At 62.8% G+C, this 15,580-nt stretch carries 12 protein-coding genes; 6 read left to right on the top strand and 6 right to left on the bottom strand.

Annotation, left to right across the window (positions count from 1 at the left end):
- From ACEN9Q_RS22330 to ACEN9Q_RS22320, 3 genes are all read left to right on the top strand, one after another.
- Positions 1–1,515 carry an efflux transporter outer membrane subunit gene (locus ACEN9Q_RS22330; protein WP_495626074.1) on the top strand — a complete coding sequence of 505 codons (1,515 nt, stop codon included), beginning with the start codon at positions 1–3 and terminating at the stop codon, positions 1,513–1,515.
- A 96-nt stretch (positions 1,516–1,611) separates the two neighbouring features.
- Positions 1,612–2,115, top strand: coding sequence for a DNA-deoxyinosine glycosylase (locus tag ACEN9Q_RS22325; RefSeq protein WP_495626073.1), 504 nt, complete (start codon positions 1,612–1,614; stop codon positions 2,113–2,115).
- A gap of 505 nt (positions 2,116–2,620) precedes the next feature.
- On the top strand, positions 2,621–4,474 hold the full coding sequence (locus tag ACEN9Q_RS22320; protein WP_495626072.1) for a DUF6119 family protein: 1,854 nt from the start codon (positions 2,621–2,623) through the stop codon (positions 4,472–4,474).
- Positions 4,475–4,560: 86 nt separating this feature from the next.
- On the opposite strand, the gene ACEN9Q_RS22315 is transcribed toward ACEN9Q_RS22320, so the two are convergent.
- Positions 4,561–5,067, bottom strand: a complete 507-nt coding sequence (locus tag ACEN9Q_RS22315; RefSeq protein ID WP_056450013.1) for a hypothetical protein — start codon at positions 5,065–5,067, stop codon at positions 4,561–4,563.
- 124 nt (positions 5,068–5,191) lie between these two features.
- Positions 5,192–8,164: an EAL domain-containing protein gene (locus ACEN9Q_RS22310; RefSeq protein ID WP_495626071.1), complete on the bottom strand. Its 2,973-nt coding sequence runs from the start codon at positions 8,162–8,164 to the stop codon at positions 5,192–5,194.
- Between the two features lie 349 nt (positions 8,165–8,513).
- Between ACEN9Q_RS22310 and infA the strand changes: the two genes are divergently transcribed.
- Positions 8,514–8,777 (top strand): translation initiation factor IF-1, encoded by a 264-nt coding sequence (infA, locus tag ACEN9Q_RS22305; RefSeq protein WP_056450019.1) that lies wholly within the window; start codon positions 8,514–8,516, stop codon positions 8,775–8,777.
- 15 nt (positions 8,778–8,792) lie between these two features.
- Here infA and ACEN9Q_RS22300 read toward each other — a convergent pair whose 3' ends face one another.
- Together ACEN9Q_RS22300 and ACEN9Q_RS22295 are read right to left on the bottom strand one after the other, a co-directional pair.
- On the bottom strand, positions 8,793–9,971 hold the full coding sequence (locus ACEN9Q_RS22300) for a tetratricopeptide repeat protein (protein WP_056450020.1): 1,179 nt from the start codon (positions 9,969–9,971) through the stop codon (positions 8,793–8,795).
- Between the two features lie 83 nt (positions 9,972–10,054).
- Positions 10,055–10,927, bottom strand: coding sequence for an HDOD domain-containing protein (locus ACEN9Q_RS22295; RefSeq protein ID WP_495626070.1), 873 nt, complete (start codon positions 10,925–10,927; stop codon positions 10,055–10,057).
- Positions 10,928–11,080: 153 nt separating this feature from the next.
- Between ACEN9Q_RS22295 and ACEN9Q_RS22290 the strand changes: the two genes are divergently transcribed.
- Complete coding sequence (locus ACEN9Q_RS22290) at positions 11,081–11,650, top strand: DNA-3-methyladenine glycosylase (protein ID WP_495626069.1); 570 nt, start codon at positions 11,081–11,083, stop codon at positions 11,648–11,650.
- A 27-nt stretch (positions 11,651–11,677) separates the two neighbouring features.
- On the opposite strand, the gene ACEN9Q_RS22285 is transcribed toward ACEN9Q_RS22290, so the two are convergent.
- On the bottom strand, positions 11,678–13,357 hold the full coding sequence (locus ACEN9Q_RS22285; RefSeq protein ID WP_495626068.1) for a methyl-accepting chemotaxis protein: 1,680 nt from the start codon (positions 13,355–13,357) through the stop codon (positions 11,678–11,680).
- A 58-nt stretch (positions 13,358–13,415) separates the two neighbouring features.
- Entirely contained in the window at positions 13,416–13,871 is a 456-nt protein-coding gene (locus ACEN9Q_RS22280) for a cache domain-containing protein (RefSeq protein ID WP_056450025.1), read from the bottom strand.
- Positions 13,872–14,118: 247 nt separating this feature from the next.
- Between ACEN9Q_RS22280 and ACEN9Q_RS22275 the strand changes: the two genes are divergently transcribed.
- Positions 14,119–15,573 carry a KamA family radical SAM protein gene (locus ACEN9Q_RS22275; protein WP_495626067.1) on the top strand — a complete coding sequence of 485 codons (1,455 nt, stop codon included), beginning with the start codon at positions 14,119–14,121 and terminating at the stop codon, positions 15,571–15,573.
- The last annotated feature ends 7 nt before the right edge of the window (positions 15,574–15,580 follow it).

The following is a 15,580-nucleotide window of genomic DNA, read 5'->3' as shown; positions in this document are numbered from 1 at the left end:
ATGAAAACGATGATTGCAAGGGGTGTGGCACCGCTGATGGCGGCACTGCTGCTGACGGCTTGCGCCGCCCCGGAATTCAAGCAACCGACGATTGCGACGCCGACGGCGTTCAAGGAATCGCAGACCACGCCGGCTGCTGCCGCGAACGATGTGCGCAGCGCCGCCGACGGCACCACCTGGACCGTCGGCCGCCCGGCCGAAGCCCAGCCGCGCGGCGAATGGTGGCGCGCCTTCAATGACGAGACGCTCAATGGTCTCATCGTTGACGCGACGGCGAACAACCAGAACCTGACGGTGGCCGCCGCCCGCGTGAAGGAAGCCCGCGCCATCGCCGGCATCGCCGAAGCGGACCGCATCCCGCAGATCGGCGTCGGCGCCGGTGCCCAGCGCACCCGCCTGTCGCCGCTGGAAGCGTCGCTGCCGCAGGGCACGCCCGTCGCGGCGGCCAACACCTACTCGGCGCGGCTGTCGGCCAGCTACGAAGTCGACCTGTTCGGGCGCGTGTCGTCGAACGTGGCGGCGGCGCGCGGCGATGCCGGCGCGGTCGAAGCGACGTACCGCTCCGTGCTGCTGTCGCTGCAGGCCGACGTGGCGCAGGCGTACTTCCGTCTGCGTTCGCTGGATGCCGAAATCGCGACCGTCAACCACACGGTGCAACTGCGCGACGAGAGCGTGCGCGTGACGGGCCGCCGCTTTGACGCGGGCGACATCGGCGAGTTCGACCTGTCGCGGGCAAAGACGGAACTGGCGACGGCGCGTTCGGAGGCCATCGGCCTGCAACGCCAGCGCGCGACGACGGAACACGCACTCGCGGTCCTGCTGGGCAAACCCGCATCGAACTTCGCCGCGCCTTCGCGTCCGCTGCAGGATGCCAGCGCGCTGCCGCTGATCCCGGCCGGCCTGCCATCGACCTTGCTGGAGCGCCGCCCCGACATCGCCAGCGCCCAGCGCTCGATGGAAGCGGCGAATGCCCGCATCGGCGTCGCCCGTTCCGCGATGTTCCCGGCGCTGAACCTGTCGGCGGGCGCCGGCGGCGTCGGCACCAGCTTCGCCGAAGTCTTCAAATGGAGCAGCCGTTCATGGCTGCTGGGCGCCGCGCTGTCGATGCCGCTGATCGACGGTGGCCGCAACCGCAACAACGTCGTGCGCAGCGAGGCGGCACTGGAAGAAGCCGTCGGTTCGTATCGCCAGAGCGTGCTGACGGCCTTCGCCGAGGTCGAGGACAACCTGGCCGGCCTGCGCATCCTGGCAGGGCAGAGCGCCGAGATCGAAGCAGCGGTGATGTCCGCACGCCGTTCGGCCGACCTGGCGCAGAAGCTGTACGACGCGGGCCGCGGCAGCTACCTCGAACTGCTGGACGCGCAGCGCAACCTGGCGAACGTCGAACGCACCGCCGTGCAGCTGCGCGGCGACCGCGCGGTCACCACCGTGGCGCTGATCCGCGCGCTGGGCGGCGGCTGGGATGCTGCACCGGCCGTGGCGAAGGCCGACGATACGGCGCAGGCAAGGAACTGAAGTCCCTGGCTTTACTGTGATTCCGGTAATGCCCTTTGCGGCGGTACGTGAAAGCGTACTGCCGCTTTTTTCTGGCGCGGGCGCTAGAATCGCTCCATGCCGACATCATCCGATTCGTCCCAACTCACCGGCCTCGCGCCCGTCATCGCGCCTGATACGCGCATCCTCATCCTGGGCAGCTTTCCGGGCGCCGCGTCGCTTGCGGCGCAGCAGTATTATGCGCATCCGCGTAACCAGTTCTGGTCCCTTTTGACAGCGTTGATCAATGAGGACATGGTAAGCGTCCCGTATCTGGCTCGCCTCGACCGTCTGCATAAGCACCACATCGGATTATGGGATGTACTCGGGGAGTGCGAGCGGAAGGGAAGCCTCGATTCCTCGATCCGCAAGCCGGCCGCTAATGACTTCGAACGATTGCGCCACTTGTGCCCCGAATTGGAGGTGGTCGGTTTCAACGGTCAGACATCGGGAAAATTCGCGTCCCAATTCGCAGCGCGGGGCTACCGAACGGTAGTCCTGCCATCGACTTCGCCTGCGCATGCTTCAGTGTCCTTTGAAGACAAGCTACAGGTCTGGCAACAGTTGACGAGGAAGTGCTAACGTCGCGGACGTGGGATGTACTTGGAGAGTGTGAATGAGAGGGTAGTCTCGACTCAGCGATCCGTAAGGCAGCGTCCAATAATTTCAACGATTGCGCCACTTGTGCCCTCAGCTTGAGGTGGTTGGATTCAACCGAAGAACGACTGGGAGATACTCGCTCCCTTTCGAGGGCAAGGGCTATCGAACTATAGTCCTGCCCCGTCGTCTCTCGCCCCCACTTGACGTCAGCTATCGTGCTAGCGACGCAATAGTCACCTAGCTGCTCCTGAAATCTGCTATTCATCACGTGACAATACATGAATCCTGAAGCCCCTAGTGGTCAGGCGCTGCTCGCCTTTAAACCGAAAGGCGCTGCCGCGCTTCCACACGGGGGGCATGGTTTCGTGCGCCCTATAAGGCTTGCCTCTCCGGCGGTCAGCATCTATTCTCGTCAAACCTTATGTGATTTGCACGCATAAAAGCTTCGTGCTAGCATCGATGTTGCCTATGAGAAAACGGGGACAACGTGGAAAAAGCACCGGAATCGATAGAAAAAATGCTCTCGCCAACAGAGCCGTCTGCGACTGACCCCGACGAGGATATCGCTACCACTGAGGAGCCTGTAGTTGAAGAGATCCCTAGCAAGGAGCTGGACGAAGCTAGCGATGAGCATAAGGTAGAGGAAACTTCTATTCCCAAAACTTCTTCGATTCGATTAGGTGCTTTTCTAGTTTTAGCTGAAGTAAAAACCTTATCAGGGTTGTTAGGCGTACCGTTGAATGAAGTGACTGCGTTAGCAATCGACGAAAAGTTGAAAGTCGATGGCGTAATCTATGTCAAGAATAAGCCAGTTGAGATCAAGCGCGCTCCATGGGCAGGATACTTAGATTCTATTCATGGATCGAAAGTTGATGGCTTGGAAACCATCTCGTCGTCTGCTATTGTCATAATAAAGCTTGATAAAGCTTTCGTGATATTTTCGTTCGGATATGGTCGGTATATAATAAACGAAGAGTATTTGGTCCCAGATTTTGGGATAAAAACTGCTCTAAACACGCTCGATCACAATACGTTACGGGCGGTTGACCTTTTTTCACTTGAGCAGTCTCCTATTCAAAGGAGAAGTCAAGCAACGAAGAGCTCTAGCATCAATGATTTCGGGATTGATGTCAGTCGGGACGTTTTGAAAGGTGTTACAGGGGAACCAATAGAGGGCGTGGTATGGTCAGCTATTTCAGGCGGCGGTAGCCAATATAGCTTTACCGCAAGAATCACCGACTATTGCGAACTGGTTGATATCGCGAAAAGCCTAGTTGAAAATTATTGGGTAGACCGGTACGAGAAAAATTTTGCTTGGGTTGATAATATTCAGCGGATAAAAAATTCCGCATCGATTGCATCGTTAAATGATGAGTTAATCAAGCAAGTGAAGTCGAAAAACTCGAAGAGCGTAAGTTTGTCCCTGCCGGATATAAGCGAGTGGAGCTCAATATTTGGTTTTTCGTACACAGGTGCTAAGAACGAATTTAAGTCAAGCCCAAATATTGAGGATTATTATTCGTGCAATGACGTCTCCGGTATTACGCTCGAGCGACTTAAGCAGCATCGACTTTACTACAGTTTAATAAACGGAGAAGAGTTTTCGTTTCCGTTGTTTAATTGCATTTACTTCGAATGCATTTACAAAGAAAAGCTACATATCTTGTTTATGAAGCAATGGTTCACTATTGACCAAGATTACGTAAAGCGAGTTGACGTTGCAGTGAAATTAGTTCCTTTGTCGCCAATAAAATTTCCTAATGTTAAGTTGGTGGAAAAGAAGAAGAAACCGAAATCACGTAAAAAAGATGTGGACAGCGGAGCCGATGGCGAGGAGGCGGAGGAAGATTCAACCACACTTGAGTCCGAAGGAGACTATAACACTCGCGTTGCTGAAGAATTAAATTTCGTCCTGCTCGATAAAAAGCTGGTCAAGTCAAACTCCAGTGCCTCGCCAGTGGAGGTTTGCGACATGTTGTCTCCGGCAAAAGAGTTTATCCATGCAAAACATCGCAAAGGGAACTCGAGTGGCTTAAGTCATCTTTTTGCCCAAGGTCGAGTAGCGGCGGAGCTTTTGTTATCTGATAAAGATTTTCGAAAAAATGCGAGGACGCATTTGACGGCAACTTCGAGAGAGCTAATCCCGCTCAGTAATTTTCGACCAAAATCCAGTAAAATTGTATTTTTGGTTTTAGGGGTCTCGACGGAGAATGTAGTGCAATCGCTGCCCTTTTTTAGTAAAATTAACTTAATTTCCGCTTTCAGAAGCTTATCTGAGCGACAATTCAGAGTTTCGATAGCTGGGGCCGAAGTAGACGGTCCACCTGCTGCGGAATCATGATCTTTCGGGATGGCCGTGAAATCGTCGTGATTTCACAAGGCTGCCTTCGCAGGGGCGACGATCTTACTGCCGGCGAAACAAATCAGTCAGATCGATCCTGGCCGCGTAGCGGACACGTGACGGACGCGTGCCGGCCGCGTCGCCAGCGCCACCACCGCGGCACCAGCAGCGACGATCAGCGCGTCTTCGATCAGTCCGCTGCGGGTCTGGCCGATACGCGCCATCGCCTGTTTGCGGACGGCGAGGGTGCAGTACGCAAGCGGGACGGCGGTTGCGACCGCGACCGCCGCCCCGGCTTCTTCGCGGCCCCGTGGCGCCAGCGCCGCGCCTGCGATCCCCGCGCTCATGACGCGCGCCAGCAGGCCCAGGAAGACGGTGCGGTCGGGCGCAGTCTTCATCTTGTCACCGAACAGTTCCCCAACGCCCATCGCGAGTGCGCCGAACGTAAAGAGAGGGCGATTCAGGAGGAATAGTTGCCCCGTCGTACGGCGGTGCGCGAGGCGTGCCGCCGCGAGGCTGGCCATGGGCGTCATCGAGCGCGCGCTGGCAACGGCGCCGATCAAAGCGGAAGAGAGCAGGCTGCGAAATGTCATCTTGACTGGCTCCTGTGCAAATGAAGGGTTCTCGAACCGCCAAGCGGATCGAACCCGGCAAGCCAGTGTAGCCAGACAGACGACTTTGCTACGCACGCGTCGCGCGGGGCCTCTTCATGTTGGCTTACGGCACCTCCGCTGAAAGCAGCGCAGCCTGTATCTGCGCTTCGAATTCGTGGACCGGCAAGGGCTTGCCGAACAGGTAGCCCTGGAACGAATGGCAGCCGTGGGCGGCGAGGAAATCGCGTTGCGCGGTCGTCTCCACGCCCTCGGCGATCACGTCCAGTTCCAGGCCACGTCCCATGGCGATGATCGTCTGGGCCACCATGGCATCCCGATGGCTGGCCGGCAGGTCGTCGACGAAGGACTTGTCGATCTTGAGTTGCGTGAGCGGCAGCTTCGTCAGGTAATTGAGCGAGGAATTGCCGGTGCCAAAGTCGTCGAGGGAGATACTGAATCCGCTGGCTTTGAGCGTGTGTAATTTGAAGATCGAGGATTCGAGGTCGCCGATCGCCAGGCTTTCGGTCACTTCGAGCTTCAGCTTGTCCGCCGGTGCGCCCGTGTGCCGGATTTCGGCCAGGATGTCGTCGACGAAGCTGTCCGACTCGAATTGGCGCGGGCTGATGTTCACGGCCAGCGTGAGGCCGCGCAGGGTGTCATGGCGCGCCCACGCGGCGAGCTGGCGGCAGGCCGTGGCGAGCACCCAGCGTCCGATCGGTTCGATCAGTCCGGTTTCCTCGGCCAGCGGAATGAAGGCGGCGGGCGGGATGGCGCCGCGCTCGGGGTGGGTCCAGCGCAGCAACGCTTCGGCACCGATCGGGCGCTCGTGGGCGTCCACCTGGACCTGATAATGCAGGGTCAGCCGGTTGTCGCGGATCGCGTCGCGCAGTGCCTTTTCGAGCCAGTTGCGGTCGGCGAGTTCGGACTGCATCTCGTCCGCGAAGACGCGGACCGTATCGCGTCCGCTGCGCTTGCTTTTGTACAGGGCGAGTTCGGCCTGGCACAGCAGGGTATCCGGGGCACCCTCGCCGTCGCGGAACAGGGTGACGCCGAGCGAGCCGGTGCAGGTCAGCCGATGCCCGTCGATGATCGTCGGCTCGGCGATCGTCGTCCGGATGGCTTCCGCGGTGGCCAGGGCGCGCGCCGCCGCGGCATGCCAGTCCGTGCCGAGGTGTTCGGCCAGCAGCACGAAACTGTCGCCGCTGAACCGGCCCAGCGTATCATCCTCGCGCTTGATCGAACGGATGCGCCGCGCGATTTCCACGAGCAGCTGGTCGCCGACCGCATGGCCCAGGGAATCGTTCAGCTTCTGGAAGTGGTCGAGGTTCACCATCATGACGGCGCCGAATTCCTGGGTGCGCGCGGCGCGGGCCATGGCGTGGCTCATGCGGTCCGCGAGCAGGACGCGGTTCGGCAGGTCGGTCAGGTGATCGAAGAGCTTGAGGTGTTCGGCCAGCGCGTGGGCCTGTTTTTCCGCGGAGATGTCCTGGAGGTTGCCGATGTAACGGATCGTCCGGCCCTGCGCGTCCGGTACGGCGGTGATCGAGAGCCGGGCCGTGTACAGGCTGCCGTCGCGGTTCCGGTTGATCACCTCACCCGTCCAGTAGCCGGTCGCCGTCAGCGTGGTCCACATGGATTCGTAAAAGGCGGCGTCGTGCAGCCCGGAGCGGAGGATGCGCGGATTCTGGCCGATGGCGTCTGCCGCCGCATAGCCGCTGATGTGCGTGAAGGCGGCGTTGACGCGCTCGATGTTGCCGTCGGCGTCGGTGATCAGCATGCCGTCCTGGCTTTCGAAGGCGACCGAGGCGATGCGCTGTTCGCGGTCGGCGCGGCGGCGTTCCGAGATGTCGCGCGCGACGGCGAGGACGCCCGCGACCTCGCCGTCGGCGGCGTGGATCGGCACCTTGATCACTTCCAGGTCGCGCATGGCGCCGTCCGGTGCCGCGATGGTTTCCTCGTACCTGTGCGGCTGGCCGGTGCGCAGCACATCCTCGTCGTTTTCCTTGATGAACGCGGCGAACGCCTTGTCGGTGAACAGCTCGTCGTCGGTGCGGCCGATGATCCTGTCGCGCGGCAGGCCGAGCAGGGCCTGGGCGCCGGCGTTGCAGTGGACGTAGACGTTGTTCCTGTCCTTCAGCGCCATCGCGTCCGGGCTGTTTTCGACGAGCGTGCGCAACTGGGCCTGCTCGACGCCGAGCGCGCGGGCGGTCTGCTCCAGTTGCGCGTTCTTCTGCTGGATTTCGGCGGTGCGCGCATGGACGGCGCGGCGCAGGATCCGGATCCACAGCAGGGTGGCGGCCAGTGCCGCCAGCGCACCGAGCACCACGATCGCCACGAGGCGCAGGTAAGGCTGGAACTCCACCGGCCGGGTGAACCACTTGCTGCGCAGCGCCTCGCGCTCGGCCGGCGTGATGCGCCCCATGCCTTCCGCGACGAGTGCGAAGGTCGCCGTGTCGCCCTTGGCGACGGCCCAGTGGAACTGTCCCGAATACAGCGTGAACGCCTTGGTGAACTTCTTCTGGTCGCGATAGAGGTAGAGATAATAGTTCGCCGGACGGTCGTCCATGCAGAAGATCTTGATGTCGCCGGAGCGGGCCGCGTTCAGGATGGCGACATAGCTGGGGTAGGTCAGCTGGTTCGTGATGCCCTGCTTCGCCAGTTGTTCCACGCAGGCGTCGCCGCGCTGTACGCCCACGACGAAGCCGCTCATCGAGCGCACGTCGTGGATGCCGGAAATCGACGGATCGACATAGATGCTGGCCGACAGGCGGTCGTATGGCGGGGAGAAATCGTAGAGCGGTTCGCGTGCCGGGGTACGGAAAATCATGTCGATCACGTCGGCCCGGCCGTCGCGCAGTGCCTGTTGCGCATCCGCCCATTGCATGGGCTGGAGATCGACGTGGACGCCGGTTTTTTGTTCCCAGAGGTGCCAGAGGTCGACGATATATCCCTCGGGACGTCCGTCCGGGTTCACGAACAGGAAAGGCGGGTAGTTGTTGTCGGCGACGACGCGCAGGGGTTTGGCGTCGGCGTGCGACACGAATGCCAGGAGCGCGAACGCGGCCGCGATCCAGCGCCGGATGACGTTCCACGGCATGGCGCAACACATTGAGCCCATTGTCTTCCCCTCCACGTCGACCGTGGCGTCATCTGCTGCGCCCGATCTTTCTCTGGATACAAGCTTAACATGGATATCGGGCGGTTCGGCGGTGTATTGCCTGCTGATCACGATCGCACCGGCGGACTATTCGTCCCCTTTTTTTTCGCGGCAACGGCCCCATATCGGATGCATCCCCATTCACGGCGCCGCGAACCAGGCCGGCGCCGCTTTTTCCCGACCCCAGCAGGCAATGCGTGACCAGCGTCCCGAGGATGACGCTGCGATGGCCATTTCATCATCGAGGGCGCGTGCCGATGCCGGGAGGGATGGCATCGAAAGGAAAACCATGAAAGAAGAGCTGATCGAAATGCATGGCAAGGTCACCGAGGTGCTGCCGGAGCTGCGTTTCCGGGTGGACCTCGAGAACGGTCATCAGCTGGTCGCGTACACGTCCGGCCGGATGAAGAAGAACCACATCCGCATCATCGCCGGCGACCGCGTCACGCTGGAGATGTCGCCGTATGACTTGAGCAAGGGCAGGATCGTGTTCCGCCATCTCGAAACCCGCGGCATGCCCGCGCCGTCGGCCGCGCGCCAGCGCCGCCGCTGATCGACCGGACCGGACTCAGTACAACTGCACGCTGTTCGCGCTCTGGCGCCGCAGGTGCGCCAGCTTGGCCGAGTAGAGCTGGCGGTTGTCGGACTTCGTGCTGGTGTCGATCGCCTGCGCGAGCTGTTCGCGCGCCGCCTTCGCCTCGCCCAGGCGCAGCAGGGTCACCGCCAGCCAGAAGTGGAATTCGTCGTAGTAGGGCGCGCGCTTGACCTCGCGTTCGAACAGCTTGCGCGCGGCGTCGTAATCGCCGGCCTTGAGCGCGACCATGCCCTTGTCGAAGTACTGGAACGGCGGGACCGGTTCGACGGCGGCCACGCGCCGCGCCATCTCGGCCGCTTCGGCCGGGCGGCCCGTCGCCGCCAGCAGGGGCCCCAGGTTCTGCATCACGACGATACTTTCCGGCTCGCGCTCGAGCGCGGTGCGCAGCGCCCGTTCGGCCATGACGAGATCGCCGTGGCGCTGGTAGATCACGCCCAGCGTGTTGTAGGCGATGGCGTTCGGCGGATTGGTCGCCACCGCGGCGCGCGCCCACCAGTAGGCGTCGTCGATCTTGCCCTGCACGAGCGATTCGGCGGCGCGGTTGTTGAGGTAGAGCGCGACGATGTCTTCTTCCTCCAGCTGGCGGCTGCGCAGGCGGCTAGCGTCCGGCGGCGGCAGGAAGTCGACGACCAGTTCGTGCTCGGAGGTTTCGTCGTACAGCAGGCCGGCGGGCCGGCGGTGGCCGAGGGCGATGTTGACGTGGGACGAGACGAGGTAGATGCCGCCGTCGCGGCTCCACGTCTCGTCCGCCATCACGCTGCGGAAGTGCACCGTCATGCCCAGCTGGCGCGCGAAGGCGGCCGTCATGACGACGAGCGACAGGCAGTTGCCGGCGCGCGCCGCATACGTCTCGGCGGCCGTGCGGGTGCGGCTGGAATCGTATTCGAGTTTCAGGTCGGTCTTGCTGTACAGCGCGTCGATCAGGCCGCGTTCCAGTCCCTTGTTGCGCAAATGCGCTTCGAAGGCGGGACTGTGGATATAGGCCTGCATCGCGGGGCTCAGCGTGAACAGGTCGCGCGCGCCGATGGTTTCCGACGGCGGCTTGAAGGACGCGTCGGCGAACAGCGGCGGCGGCGCGGCAAGTTGCGGGGTGCTGGCGCAGCCGCCCAGCAACAGGGGTATCAGGATGAACAGGGACGCCAGGCGGTTCATATCTCCTCCTCGGCCGGCGATTCGTCGATTATCGGTCTTATGACTTGAAGTATCTGCCGGTCCGGGGCGGAAGTAAAGACGCGCTATTGGTCGACGTGGAAGGCTTCGTGCAGTTCGTCGAGCAGCTCGGCCGTTTCCTCGTCCGAGAGGCCGAGATAGGCCATCGCCCGCGCGCCGCCCTTGTTCCATTCGAGCGATTCGGCGTCGCCCTGGTATTTGCGGATCGCGCTTTCGGCCAGCAGCGACAACGCCACGAGCGAGCGCACCGTCGACGTCGTGTCGGCATCGTCGAGGACCGCATAATCATGGTGGTGCAGGATGGACCAGGCGACATCTTCCGACAGGCCCCAGTTGCGCGCCAGCAGGGTGCCGATGGCCGTGTGGCTCGTGTTGTGGCGTTCGTTTTCCAGCGCCGTGAACGGACGTTCCGCTTCCAGCGAGGCATATGCATACGTACTCTCGTAGTCGGCGAAGCGGTCCATCAACAGTGGCACGCCGGTGTCGCAGAACAGGCCGAACGTGTGCGCCACGTCCGTCTCGCCGATGCGCAGGCGGCGCGACAGGAAGACCATCGCCTCGGCACGCCGGCTCGAGACTTCCCAGAAACTGGCCAGCGCGGCGCAGTTCGCCGGGATCGCCTGGCGTGCGAGCAGGCCCGTCATCAGGGCCGCGACCTGGTTAATGCCGAGGAACAGGATCGCCTGCTCGATCGACTTGGCCTTGCGGCGGCCGCCGAAGATGGACGAGTTGGCGAGTTTCAGCAGGGCGCCCGACATGCCGACGTCGCTGGCGACGATGCGTCCGATCACGGCCGGGCTCGGGTCGGGCGACGCGAGTTCCCGTTGCAGGTCTGCGAGCAGGCTGGGACGGGGCGGGATCCGGATCGACTTGATGAGGGCGTCGACGGGATCCTCGGCGGCGGCGCTCGAACGCGCCTGGGCAGCTGCTGTACTCATGACTGGACGGGGAAGAACGGATGATGCTGCACGGAAATACGTGCGAAGTTTGTCACTATAAACCAGTGCTGTCGAAGTTGCAGCAAAGTATTGCTTTTGTGTAGCAAAACAGACAGTGCGACCGGCCGGATCTTAACAATATAGAATTGCTTTATGTCTTCAACCATCCTCGCCGGCATCGATTTTTCCGCTCCATCCCACCTGGTCGCACGCCAGCTGATCGGCGTCACGGTGCTCGTCGACGGCGTCGGCGGGCGCATCGTCGAGACGGAAGCCTATGACGGCGAAGATCCCGCCTCGCACAGCTATTCCGGCCCGACCGACCGCAACTTCGCGATGTTCGGACCGCCGGCCCACGCGTATGTCTATCGCTCCTACGGCATCCACTGGTGCCTGAATTTCGTCTGCCGGGAAGAGGGGCATGGCGCCGGGGTCCTGATCCGCGCGCTCGAACCCGTGACGGGACTGGACACGATGTGCGAGCGGCGCGGCACGCGCGACCACTGGCTGCTGTGTTCCGGGCCCGGCAAGTTATGCCAGGCGCTGGGCGTGACGCGCGCCCTGAACGGCCGGTCGCTCGCTGCGGCACCGTTCGAACTGGCGCCGGCGCCCGCCGGCATCGAGGTGGTCAGCGGACCGCGCATCGGGATTTCCAAGGCCGTCGACGTCGCCTGGCGCTTCGGCCTCGCCGGCTCGCGCTGGGTCAGCAAGCCGTTCCGCTGAGGCTTGTCAGCTGTCAGCCGTTGGCCGTCAGCCGTTGGCGGCGCGGCGCGGGCGGGGCGTCTCCGCGTCGCCGCGCGCAGTCCGGTGTTCGAGGACGGGACGGCCGCGCAGCGGGCTGTCCGGGGCGCGCCGCTCGAGCGCGGCCGCTGCCTCGTCCTGGCCGTCCTCGATGCGGAAGATCGACACGGCGCGCGCCAGGTTGACGGTCTGCTCGTGCAGGCTCGCCGCCGCCGCCGCGGCCTGTTCGACGAGGGCGGCGTTCTGCTGCGTCATGTCGTCCATCTGCCCGACCGCGAGATTGACTTCGGCGATGCCGTCGGCCTGCTCGGTGCTGGCGGCGCTGATGCGGTTGATGATGTCGTTCACCTGCTGCACGGAAGCGACCACGCTGCCCATGCTCGATCCGGCCTCGCCCACGGCGACGCTGCCGTTGTCGATGATCGCCACCGAATCGGCGATCAGCGCCTTGATTTCCTTGGCGGCGGAGGCGGAGCGCTGGGCCAGCGTGCGCACTTCGCTGGCGACGACGGCGAAGCCGCGGCCTTGTTCGCCGGCGCGCGCCGCTTCCACGGCGGCGTTCAGCGCCAGCAGGTTGGTCTGGAACGAGATGCCGTCGATGACGCCGGTGATCTCGACGATCTTGCGCGAGCTGGCGCGGATCGATTCCATCGTGGCGACGGCGCGGTCGACGGCCCGGCCGCCGCCGGCCGCCAGCCGGGCCGCCTCGGCCGCGAGTTCCGTCGCCAGGCGGGCGTTGTCGGCATTGCCCTTGACGGCCTGGGTCAGCGTCTCCATCGCGCTCGCCGTCTGCTGCAGCGAACCGGCCTGCAGCTCCGTGCGGGTCGACAGGTCCAGGTTGCCGGTGGCGATTTCCTGCGACGCCGTGTCGATCGAACGCACGGAATCGAGCACGCTGCGCAGCGTCGTGTTCAGGTTGGAGATGGTCTGGTCGAGCGCGCGCGCGGTGTCGGCGATCTCGTCGCGGCCGTCGTTGTGGGCGCTGGCGCACAGGCGGCCTTCGGCCAGCTCGCCCATGACGGCCGAGATGGCGCCGATGTCGCGCAGCATGGCGCGGCGCACGAACATCGTCACGGCCAGCGAGACGGCGATCGACAGCATGACCAGCACGGCCATCCACGTGCCCAGGTCGTGGAATTCCGTGCGCGCGGCGTCGTACGCCTGTTCGCTGAGCGTCTTTTCCAGTGCGGCCAGCTGGGCCAGCTGCTGGTTCAGCACCATGAATTCCTTTTCCGCCTTCTGCATCGAGTTGGTGGCGATCGACTGGTCGACCTGCGCCATCTCGATCGTGTCCTGCACGGCCTTGCGGTAGGCCGCGAGCGCCGCCAGCGACGCCTCCACCGGCTTGCGTTCGGCGCCGGCGGTCGTGCGCGCCAGTTCCTGCAACTGCGCCTGCACGGCCGCGTGGCGCTTGCCGATGTCGGCGATCAGGGCATCGAGGCGGTTCTTGGCGAAGCTGCCGTTGATCCAGGCCAGCAGCTGGTAGGCGTTGGCGTGGACGTACTTGGCGTCGCCCGCCACGTCGGCCACGCTTTTCAGGCGCGCGGCGCGGACCTGCACAATGTTTTCCAGCGACGCGTTCTGGCGCACCATCCCGTACCAGGCGGCACCGGACAGCATCAACAGCAGCACCAGCACCATGCCGGGCGCCAGCAGCAACTTGGGACCGATCCGTAGTTTTTTCAGCATGTTGCGCTCCGCTCGACAAGACAAACGCGGGCGGTCAGCCGCCCGCGTTCACTGCGCCTTACTTCTTGTACAGCCCCGCCTCCAGCACGACGCCGTTGACGAGCAGGATGTATGTCGTCTTCGGCTCGATCTTGCCGCTGGTCGGATTTTTATACTGGTAGTCGACCCAGCCCTTGCCCTTCGCGGCAGCCAGTTCGATGATCTCGCGGCGGTATTTCTTGCCGTTGGCATCGGGGACGTCCGTCAAGTCCTTGCCGACGATCGATGGGTTGTACGGATGGGCCAGCACGATGCCGGTCTTGACGTCGCGCATGTCGATATACAGCGAGCCCTGGACGAACTCCGGGTCCTTGGCCGAGATGCGTTTCATCACTTCTTCCTTGCCCTTCGTCTTGACCATGGCGGCGCCGCGCTCGGCCATGGCGATCGCATCTTTTTCGGTCGGTTCGGAAGCCAACGCGCCGGCACAGGACAGGCACAGGACGGCAGCGGTTACGGTTGCGGTCGTTTTCATAGGACGTCCTTTCGGGGAAAAATGGATAGGTCTAAATGTTGCCTATTTGCATTTCCTACTTTACGCCCCGGCCCCGGCCGTCCTGTTGTGCTAACGCAAGCGGCCTCCGATGTGCGGCCGCAATGGCAACGCTGATCTTTCGCAGTGCATGTGGAAATGGGTGAGAAACGGGCACGTGAACTTGACTCGCGGCAACTCAGTGGCGATGTCGCTTGCCTACCATCAGTTCCTGTCGGCAATTATTTCCATGCGTCACCTTTTGCTGCCATCAACCACTTCCCTCAGGAGAACTCCCGTGACCCTCGACGCGACGCCCACCAAATTCAAGCCCTATACCCGCCAGTCGATCCAGAGTGCCCGCCAATGGCAATGGATGAGCCCCGACCTTCAGGAAGCGGTGCAGGTGGTCTCCCATGTCCTGCCGTTCCGTACGAATGAATATGTGATGGATCAGCTGATCGACTGGAACAATATTCCTGACGATCCCATCTACCGCCTGACGTTTCCCCATCGCGACATGCTGCCTGCGCGCGAATACGAGCAGTTGCGCGACCTGGTGCTGGTCAAGAAGGACGCCGCCGCGATCGCCAAGTTCGTGCACGAGATCCGCATGCGCATGAACCCGCACCCGGCCGGCCAGATGACGCACAATGTGCCGCGCGTAAACGACGCCCCGCTCAAGGGCCTGCAGCACAAATACAAGGAAACCGTGCTGTTCTTCCCCAGCGCGGGCCAGACGTGCCATGCCTATTGCACGTTCTGCTTCCGCTGGCCGCAGTTCGTCGGCATGGAAGAGATGAAGTTCGACGCGCGCGAGTGCACGGAGCTGGTGTCCTACCTCGCCACGCATCCGGACGTGACGGACGTCCTGATCACGGGCGGCGATCCGATGATCATGAATACGCGTTCGCTGGCCGAGTTCATCGAGCCGCTGCTGGCGCCCGAACTGGCGCACATCCAGAACATCCGCATCGGCACGAAATCCGTCGCGTACTGGCCGCAGCGCTACGTGTCGGACAAGGACAGCGACGACCTGATGCGCCTGTTCGAAAGAGTCGTCAAGGCCGGCAAGAACCTCGCGCTGATGGGGCACTACAACCACGCCGTCGAGCTGCGCCAGCCTATCGCCCAGCAGGCCGTCAAGCGCATCGTCGGCACGGGCGCCACCTTGCGCATGCAGGGGCCGCTGATCCGCCACATCAACGAAGACCCGAACAGCTGGGCCGAATTGTGGACGACGGGCGTGCGCCTGGGTGCGATCCCCTATTACATGTTCGTCGAGCGGGATACCGGCCCGCGCGAGTACTTCGCGCTGCCGCTGGCGCGCGCGCACGAGATCTTCCAGGCCGCGTACAGCATGGTCTCCGGCCTGTCGCGTACCGTGCGCGGGCCGTCGATGAGCGCCTTCCCGGGCAAGGTCGTGATCGACGGCGTCGTCACGATCAACGGCGAGAAGCTGTTCGCGCTGCAGTTCCTGCAAGCGCGTAATCCGGAATGGGTGCGGCGGCCGTTCTTCGCGAAATACGACCCCCATGCCACCTGGCTCGATCACCTGAAACCCGCGTTCGGCCGCAAGAAGTTCTTCTTCGAAGGCGGGGAGGACGACCACGACGACCTCAAAGCGCTGGGCCGCGTGATTCCGATCCAGCCGGCGCGCACGCACGATGCGCGCGCCAGCGACAGCCAACCCGACGCGGCTTGAGCCGCAG

The sequence above is a fragment of the Massilia sp. Masssp93 genome, from assembly GCF_059491295.1.
The sequence above is the reverse complement of the archived record's forward strand: the minus strand, read 5'-3'. Positions and strand labels throughout refer to the sequence as shown.

Excerpts from the sequence above, each read along its gene's own strand:
- ACEN9Q_RS22275 (WP_495626067.1), top strand. The coding sequence starts at position 14,119 with ATGCGTCACCTTTTGCTGCCATCAACCACTTCCCTCAGGAGAACTCCC.
- ACEN9Q_RS22295 (WP_495626070.1), bottom strand. The coding sequence starts at position 10,927 with ATGAGTACAGCAGCTGCCCAGGCGCGTTCGAGCGCCGCCGCCGAGGAT.
- ACEN9Q_RS22300 (WP_056450020.1), bottom strand. The coding sequence starts at position 9,971 with ATGAACCGCCTGGCGTCCCTGTTCATCCTGATACCCCTGTTGCTGGGC.
- ACEN9Q_RS22315 (WP_056450013.1), bottom strand. The coding sequence starts at position 5,067 with ATGACATTTCGCAGCCTGCTCTCTTCCGCTTTGATCGGCGCCGTTGCC.
- ACEN9Q_RS22280 (WP_056450025.1), bottom strand. The coding sequence starts at position 13,871 with ATGAAAACGACCGCAACCGTAACCGCTGCCGTCCTGTGCCTGTCCTGT.
- ACEN9Q_RS22310 (WP_495626071.1), bottom strand. The coding sequence starts at position 8,164 with ATGCCGTGGAACGTCATCCGGCGCTGGATCGCGGCCGCGTTCGCGCTC.
- ACEN9Q_RS22330 (WP_495626074.1), top strand. The coding sequence starts at position 1 with ATGAAAACGATGATTGCAAGGGGTGTGGCACCGCTGATGGCGGCACTG.
- ACEN9Q_RS22285 (WP_495626068.1), bottom strand. The coding sequence starts at position 13,357 with ATGCTGAAAAAACTACGGATCGGTCCCAAGTTGCTGCTGGCGCCCGGC.
- infA (WP_056450019.1), top strand. The coding sequence starts at position 8,514 with ATGAAAGAAGAGCTGATCGAAATGCATGGCAAGGTCACCGAGGTGCTG.
- ACEN9Q_RS22325 (WP_495626073.1), top strand. The coding sequence starts at position 1,612 with ATGCCGACATCATCCGATTCGTCCCAACTCACCGGCCTCGCGCCCGTC.
- ACEN9Q_RS22290 (WP_495626069.1), top strand. The coding sequence starts at position 11,081 with ATGTCTTCAACCATCCTCGCCGGCATCGATTTTTCCGCTCCATCCCAC.